General features: G+C 50.5%; 17 protein-coding genes. All 17 read right to left on the bottom strand.

The window, feature by feature from the left end:
• Positions 1–43 precede the first annotated feature (43 nt).
• The 17 genes from N179_RS01940 to N179_RS01860 all read right to left on the bottom strand — a co-directional run bounded on the left by N179_RS01940 (position 44) and on the right by N179_RS01860 (position 18,462).
• Entirely contained in the window at positions 44–481 is a 438-nt protein-coding gene (locus N179_RS01940) for a YlbF/YmcA family competence regulator (RefSeq protein ID WP_023467714.1), read from the bottom strand.
• Positions 482–592: 111 nt separating this feature from the next.
• Entirely contained in the window at positions 593–1,420 is an 828-nt protein-coding gene (locus tag N179_RS01935) for a DNA-3-methyladenine glycosylase family protein (protein ID WP_023467713.1), read from the bottom strand.
• Positions 1,417–2,685 (bottom strand): DUF445 domain-containing protein, encoded by a 1,269-nt coding sequence (locus N179_RS01930; protein ID WP_075642058.1) that lies wholly within the window; start codon positions 2,683–2,685, stop codon positions 1,417–1,419. The genes N179_RS01935 and N179_RS01930 overlap by 4 nt, the downstream gene beginning before the upstream one ends.
• Positions 2,686–2,790: 105 nt before the next feature.
• Positions 2,791–3,078, bottom strand: a complete 288-nt coding sequence (locus tag N179_RS01925) for a hypothetical protein (protein ID WP_029341204.1) — start codon at positions 3,076–3,078, stop codon at positions 2,791–2,793.
• Positions 3,079–3,202: 124 nt separating this feature from the next.
• Positions 3,203–4,657, bottom strand: coding sequence for a phytoene desaturase family protein (locus N179_RS01920; RefSeq protein ID WP_083639875.1), 1,455 nt, complete (start codon positions 4,655–4,657; stop codon positions 3,203–3,205).
• Positions 4,654–6,288, bottom strand: coding sequence for an alpha/beta hydrolase (locus N179_RS01915; RefSeq protein ID WP_075642056.1), 1,635 nt, complete (start codon positions 6,286–6,288; stop codon positions 4,654–4,656). The genes N179_RS01920 and N179_RS01915 overlap by 4 nt, the downstream gene beginning before the upstream one ends.
• 128 nt (positions 6,289–6,416) lie before the next feature.
• On the bottom strand, positions 6,417–7,592 hold the full coding sequence (locus N179_RS01910) for a glycine C-acetyltransferase (protein ID WP_058265162.1): 1,176 nt from the start codon (positions 7,590–7,592) through the stop codon (positions 6,417–6,419).
• Entirely contained in the window at positions 7,592–8,680 is a 1,089-nt protein-coding gene (gene tdh, locus N179_RS01905) for an L-threonine 3-dehydrogenase (RefSeq protein ID WP_023467708.1), read from the bottom strand. Before tdh ends, N179_RS01910 begins: the two co-directional genes overlap by 1 nt.
• 100 nt (positions 8,681–8,780) lie before the next feature.
• Positions 8,781–9,647, bottom strand: a complete 867-nt coding sequence (locus N179_RS01900) for a 2-oxoacid:ferredoxin oxidoreductase subunit beta (protein ID WP_023467707.1) — start codon at positions 9,645–9,647, stop codon at positions 8,781–8,783.
• Positions 9,634–11,382, bottom strand: coding sequence for a 2-oxoacid:acceptor oxidoreductase subunit alpha (locus N179_RS01895; RefSeq protein WP_075642055.1), 1,749 nt, complete (start codon positions 11,380–11,382; stop codon positions 9,634–9,636). The genes N179_RS01900 and N179_RS01895 overlap by 14 nt, the downstream gene beginning before the upstream one ends.
• 189 nt (positions 11,383–11,571) lie before the next feature.
• Positions 11,572–11,832 carry a stage V sporulation protein S gene (locus N179_RS01890; protein WP_023467705.1) on the bottom strand — a complete coding sequence of 87 codons (261 nt, stop codon included), beginning with the start codon at positions 11,830–11,832 and terminating at the stop codon, positions 11,572–11,574.
• Between the two features lie 29 nt (positions 11,833–11,861).
• Positions 11,862–12,656 (bottom strand): TIGR00282 family metallophosphoesterase, encoded by a 795-nt coding sequence (locus N179_RS01885; RefSeq protein ID WP_023467704.1) that lies wholly within the window; start codon positions 12,654–12,656, stop codon positions 11,862–11,864.
• 49 nt (positions 12,657–12,705) lie between these two features.
• The gene (rny, locus tag N179_RS01880) at positions 12,706–14,268 is read right to left on the bottom strand and encodes a ribonuclease Y (RefSeq protein WP_023467703.1); all 1,563 of its coding nucleotides are present in this window, start codon (positions 14,266–14,268) and stop codon (positions 12,706–12,708) included.
• Positions 14,269–14,461: 193 nt separating this feature from the next.
• Positions 14,462–15,505 (bottom strand): recombinase RecA, encoded by a 1,044-nt coding sequence (recA, locus tag N179_RS01875; protein WP_023467702.1) that lies wholly within the window; start codon positions 15,503–15,505, stop codon positions 14,462–14,464.
• A 111-nt stretch (positions 15,506–15,616) separates the two neighbouring features.
• Entirely contained in the window at positions 15,617–16,849 is a 1,233-nt protein-coding gene (locus N179_RS01870; protein ID WP_035398191.1) for a competence/damage-inducible protein A, read from the bottom strand.
• 71 nt (positions 16,850–16,920) lie between these two features.
• Positions 16,921–17,499 carry a CDP-diacylglycerol--glycerol-3-phosphate 3-phosphatidyltransferase gene (gene pgsA, locus N179_RS01865; RefSeq protein WP_023467700.1) on the bottom strand — a complete coding sequence of 193 codons (579 nt, stop codon included), beginning with the start codon at positions 17,497–17,499 and terminating at the stop codon, positions 16,921–16,923.
• 63 nt (positions 17,500–17,562) lie between these two features.
• The gene (locus tag N179_RS01860) at positions 17,563–18,462 is read right to left on the bottom strand and encodes a helix-turn-helix domain-containing protein (protein WP_035398676.1); all 900 of its coding nucleotides are present in this window, start codon (positions 18,460–18,462) and stop codon (positions 17,563–17,565) included.
• Positions 18,463–18,475: the final 13 nt, after the last annotated feature.

Here is an 18,475-nt window from a genome sequence, read left to right as displayed (position 1 = left end):
AAAAAGCCGACGGATGTCCGTCGGCTTTTCGTTCATTTCGTGATTAGTAGCCGCAACCGCCGCTTTTGTTTTCTGCTTCCATGCCGCTACCTGTCTTACCAGCGAGAACATCTCCGTCCGTCGCTTCGATGATTTGATCCGTAATCCCGTTCGAGATCGTCACCGTGATGTATTGGAGAAGTCCGTTGACTTCTTCTTGTGTTTCTTGGAACTGTTGGACAACAGGCATCTCATCGAGCTCAGCGAACAATTTATCGAGCTTCGCTTCGACACGTGCGAGTGCTTCTGTTTTGCCGTAATGTTGGCAGTTGACTGCCTCTTTTTGAAGGAACTTGATTTGTTTCATCATCTTTTGGACTTTTTCATTCCCATTGATGTTGGCTTCTGCCGCTTTAAATCGTTCTACTTCCGGTGTCTCTGAAATCATTTTGGCGATTTCATTGGCTTTTTCGATGATTTGTTCATCTGTATACATCCACATTCGTCCCCTCTATCGTTAGCGAACACGTCGCTTCCCTTAGCATTCTGAACGATTCCTCGTTCTGTCGCATTCATTATACCGTTCTCGCGATAGAGTGACAAGAATAGTTCCTTATTCAATCGAACGCCATAATAGATAGGCGGCGTGACTACGGACAGGGGCAAATTCCTCCGCCAGTCGCGTCGCTTCTTCCACCGTCGGTCGGTAACCGAGCAACCGTTCGAAAGCCCGTAATATCCCGATGTCCGATGCCGGAAAAAGGTCCGGACGACCGTATCCGAACATCAGGACGTTTTGGACCGTCCATGGTCCGACGCCTTTCAGTGCAATCAACGTCTCAGCGATTTCTGCATCATCAGCTGACGTCAATGCATCATAATCAATCGTTGCTGTCGCTACGCCAAGCAGATAATCGACTTTACGTCCTGATAGTTGCAGAGCAAGCAAGTCTTCGCGACGCGCAGTTGCTAATTGACGCGGTGTCGGCGGAAGGATGATCCCGTCCTTGACCGTTCCGAATGTTCGAAAGACACGTTCCGTCAACGTATGGGCAAATGAGAGATTGATCTGTTGATGAATGATCGAGCGAATCAAGGCCGTGAACGGTGAATGATCAAGCACGAGTCGTTCATCGCCGAACCGTTCGACGATCGCGTGTAACGACGTCGCCTTGAGACGCTGCGCAGGATTTGGCTCATTGAGTCGAAACCGTCGATTGAGTTGCGTCAGCACCGCTGTTTGCGGTCCTGAACCGTCAATCCGTAACGTGTAACCATCGATGGCTTCCATCGTCGTGATGTATGCCTGATCGTTGATGAAGATCGGAACGACGAGTCGCCCATCCTGTTCGATTTGTAACGGGTCTTCCGTCAAACGAGATACGATTCCTTTAAAATCAAATGCTTCCGACAACGTCACATCATGCGTCCACCGGCTCATCCGACGAACACCTTGATCGCACCGAGAATCAAACCGATGATGAATCCACACAATGCCCCGTTGACCCGAATCCATTGCAAGTCACTGCCGACCTTATCCTCGATCATATGAATCAGTGTCTCCGTATCGAACCGGTTTAAGTTCTCGCGGACGAGTCCACCGATTTTTTGGTGATTTTGTTCGACGAAACGAACGAGTTGCTCCTTCATCCATTGATCACTGCTATCTTTGAACGTCGGATGCTGTTCCCAGTCGTCTAAAGCGCGCGAAAGCATCGGCATCGCCCGTTCCGTCCAGAAGGCATCTGACGTCAAGTAGCGTTCGAGTTCGATCAAACCAGCATCATACGCGCGTTCAATGACCGGAACGAAGTCAAACCGGTCGACCTCGCTTGCCTTCCAAGCATCGATTTTTGCTAGACGCTCTTCATCAATCGATAACTGTGCCAGATTACGACGCAGATGATCAAGAATCGCTAAACGATTCGGGTGATGGACGTGTCGCATATCTTGAATGACCATCAACAAGACACCTTGAATGACAAGACTGAGTTTTTCTTCTGAATAGACTTTTTGGACGGTTCGCGCCGTCACCCGCAAGAACGTATTCTTTTCTTGGTCGATCATCGCCGTATAGGCAAGGCGCCCAATCTGGTCTCGGATGACGGGGTCTTCGAGCAGACGTTGCCCATAACCGAGTAACTGATCCATCAGCCACTCGTCGAGTCGACGTTCCTCATTTAACTCCATCGCCCGTACCGCCAGCCGTTTTGACGGATACGCTTTGATCGTCTCCGTCACCCGTGTATTCGCAAACTCAAGAATCGCCTCTTTCGGTAATTTCCGGATCAGACCGACCAATAGTTCGGTAACGGTCGCTCGAAAAGCAGGCAGAACGAGAATCGAACGTAAGATTTTGATGACACGGTCTGCGAGCGTCATATGCTGGAGCTTCGCGACGATACTCTCTTTATTGAGCAAGTCCGTCTCGAGCATATGAACGATTGATTCGATGACCCGTTCCCGATTTTTCGGCAACAGGTTCGTATGGGGAATCTTTAAGCCGAGCGGATGGCGAAACAATGCCGTGATCGCGAACCAGTCGGCAATCCCACCGACGAGTCCGGCTTCAAAACCACTCTGGAGCCAAAAGACCCACGCATTTTCTTTAAATGGCAATGAGACGACGAATCCGACCGCCATGAAAATCAACGAGACGGTCGCAAGCCGCCGTGTCGATGTTTTAGGTTGTTCAAGTGATGACACATCGTTTCCTCCTTCAACTGAGTCACTTATCTACCTTACGAACGGGACAAGGATTAGGTTTCGACACGAAAGAGCCCCAGTCATCGACTGGGACTCCCTATGTACTTAAAACGTGTATTCACCAAAACGGTCGCCATCCCATGTCGCGGTTGCCGTTGAGACAAAATAGACCAGTCCGTTGCCGAATGTATTTTCCATCAATGAAACGAGTTGTTGACCATTCGTCTGCTCGACGAATGCTAATCGGACTTCTTCTTTCCCTTGATAAATCCGTTCGTAGACACTTAAACCGCGTGCATTGAGAAACGTACGCGCCGACTCGAATTGAATCGGACCGACTTCAGGTCGTCGTTCCTGAATGAACGACTGACATTTTTGCTCGAATGTCTCCATGGTTCTTCACTCCTTCTCTCTTTCTGTTCATGGATATCATGTTCCCGACTCTTCCTCATCATAATCCTCAAATGTGAAAAAAGCGACAGATGCGTCGCTTCTTTCATCATTTTACGATGATTTCTCATAATCTGACATCAAACTGTCGGGCAACATGAATCGCAGACGTCGTCGCCCCGATCGTCCCGGCACCCGGAAAGATCGTGTCGCCGATCGCAAAGAAGTGATTGATGCCTGTTCGAAACGGCGCTGCGAACAAGAGACTCGTACTCGGACGTTGCGGATATCCCCCGACTCCACCGTCCGGACGGAACGTATAGCGAACCCACGCACCGGGTCCACCCGGATGACGTTCGATTGCCTGTTGACGGAAACCTGGAAACTGTTGTTCAAGAATGGCTTCGAAGATTGCCGACATCTTCTCGACTTGTTCGTCGTAGCGTTTCCGGTTCGTCTTATCGAACGTACCAATCGGAACATGACATGACATCGTCAGCGTCCGTTGACCGACTGGTGCACGTAATCGGTCGTCCGGACGGGAGAGGGAGATGAAGGCATGACCTGAAGGTAGGGACGGATCATGGACTTGCCGGAATGCTTCATCAGACAAAATGATCGACTCCGGTATCGCCGCATAATACGTAAAGGTCGCCCATTGCTGTAGCTTTTCCTGTCGCTGGTACGTCCGTCGTAACGTTCGTCGCATATCCGCGCTGACGACTTCCCGGATGCCTTCAAGCGGAACCGCACAGATGACCGCATCTGCAAGCGTCAAGCGCCCGCGACGATCCTCGATCAAGAAACCATCCGGTGTCTTACGAATCGACGTGACTTTTCGCCCAAGGAGACAGGTCGCCCCGCTCGCCTCTGCTGTCTCTTTCAATTGCTCGGCCAGTCGGTATAATCCACCCGGTACATAATAAGCACCCTCGTGGTAAATCGATAAGGCGACGGCTCCTAGTAAAGCTGATGCTTCCTGCCCTGTCTGCATGCTGTCGAGTAGGATCCCGTCGATCACTTGTGCGAACAGCGTATCCGTTAGTCGATGTTTGCGTAACAGATGACCAATCGTCAGCGGAAAATATGGTAAGAGGACGACACTTTTCGTGTGACGAACTAACCGCCGGACGTCGGCTAAATCTTGAAGTGGCAATGCCGGCAGTTCTGCCATCAGTGGACGAATTGCCTCGTGTATCTGCTCGATTTCAGCAAAGAATGCCCGAATCGACGATGCCTGCTCCGGAAAATGTGAGGTCAATTCGGTTAGAAACGCATCACGATTTTGATAATAATGAATCAATCGTCCTTCGATGCGAATCGTCATGACGACGTCGAGTGGCTTGACTTGGTGCGTCACTCCGAGATGATCGAGCACACGGGCATGAATGCCACCCGGTTCAAATCCCATCCCAAGGGTCGCTCCAACTGGATACGTCAAGTCCCGGCGTGTGAACTTCCCGGCTGACCCTCCCCATTCACGACTTCCTTCAAGTACCGTGACGGCATGTCCTTCTTGTGCGATCAATGCCGCAGCCGTTAGACCGGCAATTCCTCCGCCGACGATGACGACCTGTTTCATGATGGTTCCTCCTCCGTGACTCGATTTTCTTTAAACAGGAAATTGCGGATTTCGCGGAAGACTGGCTCCCGGCGATGAATCGTGAAGTGATCATACTTATAGGACTTCGTCTGGATGTTATCCGTGTAGTTCTCGAGTGTAAACGAACTATTTAACGAAATCAGATTGAAGTCGCCTCCTTTGGCACCAAACGAATAGACGAGCACGTCGCGTGGCCACGTCTCGAGCCGCTGGGTCAGATTGTTCATCGCTGGTGAGCCCTTCGCAAGATCGCGTATCGCAGGACTGTTCGTATTCGTGCCAAGTGGCGCAAGTGTCAATCCGAGTTTCGCGTAATCCGAACCGGCGATCGGTGAGTCGAGCGTCACGACTTTCCGGACGTGATACGGCATCTCCTCTTGGACCGTGTAGGCGACGACATCGACACCACCCATGCTGTGCCCAACGAGCTGAATATCGGCAAAGGTCGCTTTTTGTTTCGCATCGTAAGCTGCAATCGCCGCATTCAACCACTTTTGCTGATCGGCAAGACTTGCCTCATCATCTGCGAAGACGATTCGGACAAGTGGGTAGCCCGTCGGCGAGGGTTTGACGCTACAGGTTGCTTTTCCGGAACGAGTCACGTCACATCGACCACCATCATCGGCGACTTTTTTATTCGTGAAGTTTTGAATCATCGGCACGAACGTCCGCTCCGTTCCGAATAACCCGTGGACGAGGAACGTCGGCACGATTTCACTCTTTCCTTGCGTGACGATCTGACGCGTTGGTGGCGGCGCACTTGACGTATCTTCCGCGAACACCCACCACGCTCCTCCCCCGACGATCAAACAGACGAGGAGCGAGATGCTGATCGTCTTCAACTGTTGCCGGCGCAAACGACGGACACGGTGAAAGACCCAGTAGAGGAATAATCCGACACCGATTAATAACACGATACCGGTAATGATCCAACCTGTCGGATTCGGTACATACGCAATCAACTGTAGCTGGTTGGCTTTCGTTCCGTATAATTTCCATGACACATCATGGTAATTCGACCAGTCGATCTTTTCTCCATTTTGGAGACCGATCACTTTCGGACCGTGGAGCTTGATCTCGATATCGGCTTGACGGATATACCGATCGGCGAGTTTCTTGACCTGTCCTGTCGGTTGATAGCCTTTGATATTCAAACGATCGATACTGAGATCGATGTTCGTATCCAGTCGATACGTATCAAACCAAAAACCGTCCGATTTTTTCATGTCGAACTTCGTATCGGGTGGAATGAGAATCCCACCGATACCTGTCTTCCATTCGTCCTTGATCGATGTCATGTCCTTGAAGTTCGCGAATGTCTTCTGCATCCGGATCCCTTCATAGTCATCCTTCGTCTTGAACGTCTTCGCTGCATAGCCGTTCTTTTCTGCCTGTTTGACATAACTATTCCAATTCGGATTTAGATTCAATAAACGCGCCACTGGGTGTTCCTTTGCGGCATATGTCGTCTTTAAGGTAACACTCTGATCGGTATGGATCGTCGCATCATATTGGATGCGAATACAACCCCCAAGGAGCAGCGTCAGCATCAAAAATGAGAGCAATATCCCTTTCTTCTTCGTACTCATTAGGTCACATCCTTTCCTCATCTGTTATTCCCTATCTCGCAAAAGTAAAAACGGTCGACGTTGATTCTTTCGCCCGTGACGCACTTCAGGCAGCGGATCGCTGATCCGCTGCCTGAAAGTATGCGGACCTGGTTCGTCCGTGATCGATATCAACCGATCAAGTTTAATTCACGACCGACTTTTTCGAAAGCTGCAAGCGCCGTCGTTAAATCTTCACGCGTATGTTCCGCCGTCACGATCGTCCGGACACGTGCTTTTCCTTTTGCAACCGTCGGGAATGCGATGCCTTGAGCAAAGATACCTTCTTGACGTAAGCGGTCCGACAACTCGTGGCAACGTGCTTCATCCCCGACGATGACAGGTGTGATCGGCGTCGTCGACGTTCCGATGTCGAATCCAAGATCCCGGAGTCCTTGTTTAAAGAATTCCGTGTTTTCCCACAGACGATCGAAGAGTTCCGTCTCTTCCTCCATGACACGGAGCGCTTCCCGGTTCGCTTCGACGACTGCTGGTGGATGTGATGTCGAGAACAAGAACGGACGTCCTTTATGGATCAGGTAATCTTTGACGTGCTGTTCACACGCGACGTATCCCCCGAGGACACCGATGGCTTTTGAGAGCGTACCAACTTGCAGGGCAACACGTCCGTCAAGACCGAAGTGATTGACCGTACCGCGTCCCGCTTTCCCAAGCACACCTGACGCATGGGCATCATCGACCATGACGAGTGCGTCATATCGCTCGGCTAATTCAACGATTTCCGGAAGTGGTGCGATGTTTCCGTCCATCGAGAAGACACCGTCCGTGACGATAAGGCGCGTCCGCGCGTCTTGCGTTTCTTGTAAGGCCGCTTCAAGATCCGCCAAGTCGACGTGTTTATAGATTCGGCGTTTCGCTTTCGTCAGACGAATCCCATCGATGATCGAAGCGTGGTTCAACTCATCCGAGATGACGACGTCTTCCGGACCGAGCAGTGCCGATAAGACACCGAGATTCGTTGCGAATCCCGACTGGAAGACGAGTGCTGCTTCCGTATGCTTGAATGTCGCAAGTTCCCGTTCGAATGCTTGGTGCATCTCGAGTGTTCCGGCAATCGTCCGAACGGACCCTGTTCCAGCACCGAACGTGCGCGCTGCTTCCGCAGCTTGTTCAGCGAGACGTGGATGTGCTGCGAGTCCGAGGTAGTTGTTCGACGACAGTTGAATGAGTTCCTTCCCGTCGATCGTCACGCGGTTATGTTGCGCGCTCTCAAGTGCTACGAGGTTGCGAAACGTGCCCGCCTGTTTCATCTCTTCTAGTTCTGTCCGTAAGTGTTCAAATCCCATTAATTCGTCCCCCTTGGTTGTAATACGACTTTCCCGCATTTCCCTTGACGCATCAATTCAAATCCTTCTTCGAACCGCTCGAGCGGCAACGTGTGTGTGATTAACGGTCGGACATCGACTTTTCCGCTCGATAAGAAAGCAGAAACCTGGCTCCATGTCTCATACATCTTCCGACCGGTGATCCCTTGGACCCGGACACCTTTGAAGACGACGTGGTTCGTCAAATCGATTTCAACCGGTTTGACCGGCAGACTGAGGATGTTGACGTCTCCACCTGCTGTCACCATCTCGAAGGCTTGACGAATCGCAACCGGATGACCACTCATCTCACAGACGACATCAATCCCGTCGCCGTCCGTCATGCGCTCGATCCGCTCTAACACATCGTCATGACGTGAATCAATGACCACATCCGCCCCCATCGTCCGTGCGAGTTCGAGACGATACGGATTGACGTCGATCGCAACGACTTCCGCCGCACCAGCTGCTTTAGCGACGGAGACCGCCATCAGACCGATCGGACCACAACCGACGATTGCGACCGTTTTTGCACTGACATCACTCGCAAGAACCGTATGGACAGCATTGCCCATCGGCTCTTGGATCGAGGCAATCCCTGCTGGCATATCTTCCGGGTTGACCCAGAGGTTTTCTTCCGGCATGACGACGTATTCTGCAAAACAGCCTTGTGTATCGACACCGATGATCTTCGTGTTCTTACAGATGTGATATTGACCACGAAGACACTGTTTACATTGATGACAGACGATATGCGTCTCCGCCGAGACACGGTCACCGAGCTTCAAACGTTTCGTGCCTTCTCCGAGCTCGACGACTTCGCCCGAGAACTCGTGACCGAAGACATACGGCGGATTGACACGCGAGGCTGCCCACGCGTCCCACTCATAGATATGCACGTCCGTCCCACAGATCGATGTTGCCTCGACTCGAATCAAGACTTCTCCACGACTCGGTACGGGTACCGGTACTTCTTTGAGTGCCGCACCGAACCCGCGTTCTTCTTTGACGAGTGCACGCATCGTTTTCGTCGTTGTCGTCTCTTCTACCGTCGTTACTAATTTCGTCATCTTTCCCCGACTCCTTCGCGGAAGTTCACGTTTATTTATATGTGGCGAACTTCCAAATGTTTAGCATCCCCAAAAAAACCAAACACATCTTTCCTTTATCTTACATGAATTCCGCTGCCAGTTTACCGAATGTTTCTTCGTTCAGCTCAAGATCCGCATACGCGAGACCAGATTCTTGATACCCATCGATTTGTGACTGGTAATCAGGACGTGTTTCATCCTGATAGATCAATCCCATGACGAGTCCGTCGTGAGCATGAACGGTCTGTTTCGCAAGATCCAAGTTCGACGGATCGTATCCTTCGATATCGGACAGCTTCGTCAAGTTCTGTTTGAACCAATCGTACGTATTGACCTTGTTGAACGTGACACATGGACTGAAGACGTTGATGAAGGCAAATCCTTTATGTGCCGTCGCTTGCTCGATCAATTGCGTCAAGCCCTTCAAATCATTCGAGAAGCTTTGGGCAACGAACGTCGCGCCAGCCGTCAAGGCGAGTTCAACCGGTGAAACACTCTTTTCAATCGACCCTTTTGGCGTCGATTTCGTCTTGAATCCAGGTGCAGAAGTGGGTGATGTCTGCCCTTTCGTCAAGCCGTAAATTTGATTGTCCATGACGATGTACGTCATGTCGACATTGCGCTTGAATGCATGAATCGTATGTCCCATGCCGATTGCAAATCCATCACCGTCGCCACCAGACGCGATGACCGTCAATTCGCGGTTCGCCATCTTGACACCTTGGGCAATCGGAAGGGACCGTCCATGAACGCCGTGGAAGCCATACGTATTGATATAACCGGATATCCGACCAGAACAGCCGATCCCGGAAATCAATGCCAACTCTTCTGGTTCGAGACCGACGTTCGCGACAGCACGCTGAATCGCTGCTTGAATCGAGAAGTCTCCACACCCTGGACACCAGTTTGGTTTGACATCATTTCTAAAATCCTTAAAGGTTGCCATGATATACCCCTCCTACGACCTGCTCGACGACCTCTGCTGGGTAGAACGGGTCGCCATTGAATTTCAGGATATGCTCGATCTTCGATGCATGTCCACAGTTCATCTGGATCAGCTTCGCCAGTTGTCCCGTTGCGTTGTACTCGACGACGATGACTCGTTTTGCCCGCTCTAAGTGCGGCGTGACGAGCTCACTTGGGAACGGATGGACTTGACGGATATGCAAGTGATCAACTTTGATTCCTTGTGCTTCGAGTCGTGGCATGATCTCTTCGATCGTTCCACGTGTCGAGTTGAAACCGACGAATAAGATATCCGGTTCTGCATGATGCTCCGTTACGAGAATGGCATCCTGTAAGCGGAACGTGTTTAGCTTACGGAGTCGCTTCGTCATCTGATCGACTCGGTTCTTCGTCGCTTCCGACGGACGTCCTTCCTCATTGTGCTCAACACCTGTTACGTGGTGAATTCCGTGCTTGACGCCTGGAATGACACGTGGACTGATCCCATCTTCCGTCACTTCGTAGCGTTTGAAGTACGCTTTTCCTTCAAGTTCCGGTAAGTCTTCCTGGATCAACTTCCCGCGTCGGATCTCAACGCGTGACATATCCGGTGGTTCGACCGATTGTTTTCCAAGAGACAGCATCAAATCCGTCAATAGAATGACAGGACACTGGTATTCCTCTGCGATGTTGAATGCCTCTGCTGCATCGTAGAACGCTTCCTCGACCGTTGACGGTGCCAAAACGACCTTTGGAATCTCACCATGCGTGCTGTAGATCATCGCCATCAGGTCAGACTGTTCCTGTTTCGTCGGTAGACCGGTTGACGGACCGCCCCGTTGTGTATCGACGATGACGAGCGGTGTTTCCGTCATCCCGGATAATCCGATCGCTTCCGCCATCAATGACAATCCTGGACCAGCAGACGCCGTCAAAGCACGGACACCTGCGTAGTTCGCACCGATTGCCATTGTGACTGCTGCCAGCTCGTCTTCCGTCTGGACGACCGTTCCGCCGAACTGCGGCAGTTTCTTGATTAAGTATTCCATGATCTCAGATGATGGTGTGATCGGGTAAGCTGCCATCAGACGCGCTCCACCGGCGATTGCACCAAGGGCGATCGCATCGTTTCCGATCATGAACATCCGTTGTTTTCCGTCAGCCGGTTCCAAGACGAAACGCTCGCCCTCTCCTGCAAGTGCTTCAAACGCTGCTGCTCCTTCACGGATTGCCGCTAAGTTTTTCTCGACCATGTCTGGACCTTTTCGACCGAAAATCTGTTCGACGACGGCTTGGAAACGCTCCGGTGCAATGCCGAGAATCGCGCTCGATGCACCAATCGCGACCATGTTCTTCATCAAAGCCGTACCGAGATCAGCTGCAATTTCCGTAAATGGAATCGCATACAAGGAAGCGCGTGCTTCGTCCGGATTCGTCGGATTGAATTTCGCATCCGCGATGATGATGGCACCTTGACGCAATTCATGGAAGTTAACATCGATCGTCTCTTGATCGAATGCGACCAAAATATCGAGATCATCGGAAATCGTCCGGACTTCCTGTGTCGCGACACGAATCTTATTGTTCGTATGTCCTCCCTTGATACGTGACGAAAAGTGACGGTAACCATACAGGTAATAGCCGAGTCGATTCAAGGCAATCGCAAAGATTTCGCCTGTTGATTCGATCCCTTCTCCCTGCTGACCGCCAACTTTCCATGATAACTGATTATACATCGACGTTCGCTCCTTCTCTGTCCCCTGAAATGATAGTTCTCTCTATCCTCCCTCATGATACCGATTTACCGGAAGTAGTACAATGCTCCCTCGGTGGAAAGGTGAGAAAATTTCGCAGGCGCAGCAAAAAGACCATCTACTCCAGTCGAGTAAATGGTCTACTTGCAAATAGGACCTATGTCCAATTCGTTATCGTGGTTCGATGATGAGTTTGATGGCGGTTCTCTCTTCCCCATCAATCAAAATGTCTGTGAAGGCTGGGATACAAATCAAGTCGATGCCAGAAGGCGCCACGAATCCGCGTGCGATGGCGACGGCTTTGACAGACTGATTGAGCGCTCCCGCACCAATGGCCTGAATCTCGACGGAACCTCTCTCTCGAATGACACCCGCGAGTGCACCTGCTACCGCGTTTGGATTCGACTTAGCTGATACTTTCAGGACGTCCATGCGTGTACCTCCCCATCCAGAAATGGCAATCAGTCGAAGAATACTGACTGATCCGTCAGATGAATCCGTTCAATCTTCGTTGCTTTTTTGGTTGTGTCATCGATATGAATCAAGACTCCATTTAGTTGTTCCCGTCCTTCGGCAACTTCAAACCGTGTTGGGAGCTGTGTCTTGAATTTTCGTAGGACATCTTCCTGGCGCATTCCGAGCACGCCGTTCAGCGGACCTGTCATCCCGACATCCGTGATGTAAGCCGTTCCTCCGTCAAGGACACGCTCATCTGCTGTCTGGACGTGCGTATGTGTCCCGACGACAGCCTGTACTCGACCGTCGAGGTGATAACCCATCGCAATTTTCTCACTCGTTGCTTCCGCATGGACATCAACGAAGATGGCATCAACTTTTCCTTCGACTTCCGCAATCAGTGCATCGACGGTACGGAAAGGGTCACCGAGTGGTGGTAAGAAGACCGTTCCTTGGACGTTGATGACGGCAATCTTTTTATTACCTGCTTTGACGATCATCATCCCACGACCTGGCGTGCCTTCCGGATAGTTCGCCGGACGGACGATTCGATCCGCGTCGTCGATCCAGTCAAAAATGTCGCGGTTATCAAACGTGTGGTTCCCCATCGTGATTCCGTGGAATCCGAGTTCAAGGAATTGATGATAGATCGACTTCGTGATGCCGCGTCCGTGTGCCGCGTTTTCGCCGTTGACGAGCATGACGTTCGGGTTGTACTTCGCTTTCAGGCGTGCTGTGAATTGTTGCAGGATGTGTCGACCGGGTGCACCGACGACGTCTCCGATGAATAAAATCTTCATTGCTGTTCCTCCGTTCATTAAAAAAAGTGGCGGTCGCCCGCCACTCCACTTATTTCGCGTATTCGACTGCCCGTGTTTCCCGAATGACCGTGACCTTGATGTGTCCCGGATAATCGAGTTCTTCTTCGATTTTTTTCCGGATGTCACTCGCCATCTTGTGAGCCAGTACATCATCGACGACGTCAGGTCGAACGATGATACGGACTTCACGACCCGCTTGGATCGCAAATGATTTTTCGACACCGTCGAACGATTCCGAGATTTCCTCGAGGCGTTCGAGACGGCGGATATAACTTTCGAGTGTCTCTTGACGTGCACCTGGACGAGCAGCAGATAATGCATCCGCAGCTGCGACCAAGACGGAAATGACAGATGTCGCTTCCGTATCCCCGTGGTGGGATGCGATCGCGTTGATGACGGTTGGATGCTCTTTGTACTTCGTACCGAGCTCGACTCCGATCTCAACGTGACTGCCTTCGACTTCGTGGTCGATCGCTTTCCCGATATCATGCAGAAGACCTGCACGCTTCGCAAGCGTGACATCTTCTCCAAGTTCAGCTGCCATCATACCTGCAAGGTGGGCAACCTCAAGTGAGTGATACAGGACGTTCTGTCCGTAACTCGTACGGTACTTCAAGCGACCGAGAATTTTGACAAGGTCCGGATGAATGCCGTGGATTCCGACATCATACGTCGCTTCTTCTCCGATTTCTCGAATCCGCTCGTCGACTTCACGACGGGATTTGTCGACCATCTCTTCAATACGGGCCGGGTGAATCCGACCATCCTGAACCAATTTCTCGAGCGCCATTTTAGCGACTTCGCGACGAATTGGGTCAAAACCAGACAAAATGACGGCTTCCGGCGTATCATCGATGATCAAGTCGATCCCAGTCAAGGTCTCGAGCGTACGGATGTTGCGGCCTTCCCGTCCGATGATCCGACCTTTCATCTCATCGTTCGGCAAGTTGACGACCGATACAGTAGTCTCTGCGATATGTTCAGCGGCGAACCGTTGAATCGCAAGTGACAAGATGTTACGTGCTTTCTTGTCGGCTTCTTCTTTTGCTTTTTGTTCGATTTCTTTTTGAAGAATGGCTGCATCATGTAAAGCAGCCTGTTTCGTCTCATCCATGATGATCGTTCTTGCCTCGTCTTGCGATAAATTCGCGACGCGGACAAGCTCTTGACGTCCCTGTTCATACAGGTCCTCTACTTTGCGCTCTAGTTCTTCAGCTTGATGCTTCCGTTTCGCGATCTCTGCATCACGTGTATTGATCTGATCTTCCTTACGGTCGATAGCGTCAACACGGCGATCGAGTGTCTCTTCTTTCTGGAGCAACCGGGCTTCTTGTTTCGCTAGCTCTTGGCGACGTTCACGCAATTCTTTTTCCACTTCGTTACGAAGTTTGAATGCTTCATCTTTCGCTTCGAGTACTGCTTCTTTTTTCGTTGCCTCAGCCGATTCACGCGCACGTTCGACGATTTTGTTCGCTTCCGTTTCTGCGCCTTGAATTTTCGCTTCTGCAATCGATTTCCGCAAGAAGTAGCCTACGATGAATGCGATCAGCAAAGTGAGGAGAAGTATGACAATCCAAGTCAGTGTACTCATGGGTTCACCTCCCCTTTGCAAGGTGTTTCTTAGTTCATTTCGGTATTTCATCGAAGCTGTCTAAAAAACGTACATCTATATTGTAAGGATAGCACTCGTTCATTGTCAACGAACGGACGGGAAAGAATTCCACTGTTTTCCTCTTTTACACTAAAAAAGAGAGGATTCGCACGCGAATCCTCTCTGAAACGGTTTATTCAGCAAATAGATCTTCTGGTTGTTCTGCTTCGAAATCAACCGGCTCTTCGCGATCGACGAGACCGTGGTGTTCACGAATCAAACGTTCGACCTCTGCTGCGACTTCCGGATGCTCGACCATGTATTGTTTCGCGTTCTCACGCCCTTGACCGAGACGTTCAGAGTTGTACGAGTACCATGCACCACTCTTTTGAACGATATCAAGGTCTGTTCCGATGTCGATCAACTCGCCGACTTTCGAAATCCCGAGACCATACATGATGTCGACTTCCGCTTGTTTGAACGGAGGTGCGATCTTGTTCTTGACGACCTTAATCTTCGTTTTGTTACCGACGACGTCCGTACCGTTTTTCAACGCTTCCGCACGACGCACTTCTAAACGAACAGACGAGTAGAATTTAAGTGCACGACCACCTGGAGTTGTTTCCGGGTTACCGAACATGACACCGATTTTTTCACGAATTTGGTTGATGAAGATGACGATCGTCTTCGATTTATTCGTTGCACCAGACAACTTACGAAGCGCTTGGCTCATCAAACGTGCTTGAAGACCGACGTGTGAGTCACCCATCTCGCCTTCGATCTCTGCTTTTGGTACGAGTGCCGCAACAGAGTCGACGACAAGAATATCGACCGCACCAGAACGAACGAGTGCTTCCGCGATTTCAAGTGCTTGTTCCCCAGTGTCCGGTTGTGACAAGAGGAGCTCATCGATGTTGACACCGAGTTTATTTGCATATGCTGGATCAAGCGCATGCTCCGCATCGATGAATGCGGCTTGTCCGCCTTGTTTTTGAACTTCTGCGATTGCATGAAGCGCAACCGTCGTTTTACCTGACGATTCAGGTCCGTATACTTCGATGACCCGTCCACGTGGGTATCCACCTGCACCTAGGGCAATATCTAATGTAATCGATCCAGAAGAGATTACTGATACCTTCTGATCCGCATTTTCTCCGAGTTTCATGATAGAACCTTTACCGAACTGTTTCTCTATCTGGCGTAACGCCATCTCAAGTGCTGCTTTACGATCACTCACGTAGCAGGCCTCCTTTTAATTATCTTACTGAGATTATTGTACTTCTTTTGAGACCGAATGACAAGCATTTTACGAACATTTATTCGCATACTTGCACTTCGATCATTTTTCTTACTCTGATGATTTTTCGAGATGTTTCAGTAAAAGGAAATAGGTATCCTTGACGGCGCGCAGTCGAATCATGCCTCTGTCGAACGATGGATATTGCCATTCGACGATCCGTGTTCCATGTGCGTCCGCAACAGCACAATAGACCGTTCCGACCACTTTTCCACTGTTGCTCGTCGGACCTGCTTCCCCCGTCAAGGCGACGGCGATATCGGATTGATACAGTTCTCGTGCCCCTTCAGCCATCGCAATCGCTACCTCTTTACTGACAGCAGTATGCTCTCGTAATAAATCCTCTGGTACCGATAACACGGCTTGCTTCGCTGCATCATCATAGACGACAGCGCTCCCGCGCAATACTTGACTCGCACCGCTGACATCAACGAGACCACTCGCGACAGCTCCTCCCGTCAGTGATTCGGCGAGCGAAAGTGTCAATCCTGCTTCTTGATACCGTTTTAGGACGACTTCCGGCAGACTCGTCTCCCCATATCCATAAAAGTACATGCCGACTTCAGCAAGGACGTGTTGTTCGAGTTCATCGAGCATACGATCGGCTTCCTGTTGATCGAGTGCTTTAGCCGTCAGGCGCAACCGGACTTCAGCGAGCTCCGCATACGGTGCGACCGATGGATTGGTCGCTTCCTTGATCAACGTTTCTAGACGGTCGTTTAAAGCCGATTCCCCGATTCCGAAGAATCGTAACGTCCGAGAACGAATCGTTTCTTGACCGAATAGATGACTGAAGTGATCTTTGAGGATTTGCTTCATCTCGCGTGGCACACCGGGTAAGACGATATATTGGTGATGCTCCGTTTGGACCGACATACCGGGAGCAAGTCCTGCATCATTACGTAAAACCGTTGCACCATCGATGATTAATGCTTGTTTTCGTTCGTTGATTGTCATCTCCCGTTGACGTGTCTTTAAAAACCCTTCGATTCGCTCGTACGCCGCTTGATCGAGAACGAGATCACGTCCGAGGAGATCAGCGAGCACCTCTTTCGTCAAATCGTCTTCCGTCGGTCCAAGACCTCCTGTGATGACGAGGAGATCTGCCCGCTGTTGCGCCTGACGGAATGTTTCTTGCATCCGTTCGCGATTGTCACCGACGACTGTATGATAATGAACGTCAATTCCGGCACTCGCTAACCATTCGGAAAGGTACTGTGCATTCGTGTTCGCGATTTCCCCAAGGAGGAGTTCGCTTCCGACTGCGATGATTTCTGCTTTCATGTTGATTCCTCACCTTCTTGAAGTATAAGAAAAGACTGTTCGGTATGACGAACAGTCTAAATTGATCCATCTTACATGGATTTCGTAATTAACTTAATGTTTTTCGAGAAATATTCGACGCCTGAGTAGATCGTCAAGATCAAAGCAAGCCACATCGTAATATCTGCGAACGGAATGTTCCACATCGCAAAGATGATATCGTGCAACAAGTATGCCGTGATTGATGTCAGCTGGACCCATGTCTTGGCTTTGCCAGAGTTTCCGGCAGCAAGGACGATCCCTTCGTCAGATGCGACGAGACGAAGACCCGTGACTGCGAACTCTCGACAGAGAATGATGACGACGATCCATGCTGCGACGAATCCAAGTTCCACCAAGTAGACAAGCGCAGCTGCAACTAACATCTTGTCGGCAAGTGGATCCATGAATTTTCCAAAGTTCGTCACTAATTTTTGTTTACGAGCGATATATCCATCGAGCCAGTCCGTCAGTGAAGCAACAAGGAAGATGATAGCTGCAACGAAGTGTGAGACGGGAAGCTCGGCTCCCAACACATCCCACTGTCCCCAGTTCGGATCAATCGCAAGTACGATGACGAACACGGGAATTAATAAAACACGTAATACTGTCAATTGATTCGGTAAGTTCATGTAACGCCCTCCTCCTTCATTTCATATGTAAATGACATACCATCTAAAAGAAGGCACGCCGGATTACGGCGTGGCTACTTTCTTTAGATAGATGTTTTGGACGAGAAGCGAACGGTTCAGTTTCAGTTCTTGGTCATTGACGACGATTTTATCAATCCCTTTAATCGAACCGATCCGGATGCGGATCAAGTCCGTCTTCGCGTCCTTCACGACGATCGGATTCGGATCCGATGCGTTGATGTGGTCTGGCGCGAGTGCTTTTCCTTCAAGTGATGTATCACGCACACCGACGAATGGCGACGGAGAGGCATCTTTCTTGATTTGAATCGAGACACTCATCGTATCTTTCGTTGCGACTTCATACGTGACATCTTGACCAGATGTCGATTTCGCAGCAAGTGCCTCTTTTTTAGGTTCTTCTTTTGTTTCTTCCTGTTTCGCCGGTTCTTCCTTCGGCTCTTCTTCCGTCTTCGCAGGCGCATCCGTCTCTTTACTTGGCGCGTCCCCTTGATCGATCGTGACATCATTTTGCTTCGGTGCGGACGTCTTCGCCTCTTCGTTACCGTCGAGGAACGTCTGCAGACCATAATACAAGGCAGTACCGATCGCAAAGATTAGTACGATGATGATGATATTCGGAATCCAACGCTTCGCAACGCTCTTTTTCGGAGCACTGGATTTCGAATACGTCGCGCGCCGTGACAGTTCGACGACCGGTTGTGCTTCCGGTTCCGGAAGATCACGTTTATAAGTCGTAAAGACTTCATCGACGTCAAGACCGAGTGCTTCCGCATATGTCTTGATGAAGGCCCGGGCGTAAAAGGCTCCCGGCAATTGATCATAATTGCCTTCTTCGATCGCGACGATGTAACGCTTTTGAATCTTCGTCGTCGTTTGAATTTGTTCGAGAGAGACGCCTAGCGCCTCCCGTTGTTCCTTTAAGTAGGTTCCGAGCTCGGTCATCGGTAACACACCT

Origin of the sequence: Exiguobacterium indicum HHS 31 (assembly GCF_001939065.1) — a bacterium.
Classification (GTDB): domain Bacteria; phylum Bacillota; class Bacilli; order Exiguobacteriales; family Exiguobacteriaceae; genus Exiguobacterium_A; species Exiguobacterium_A indicum.
This window is presented reverse-complemented; position numbering and strand designations above follow the sequence as displayed.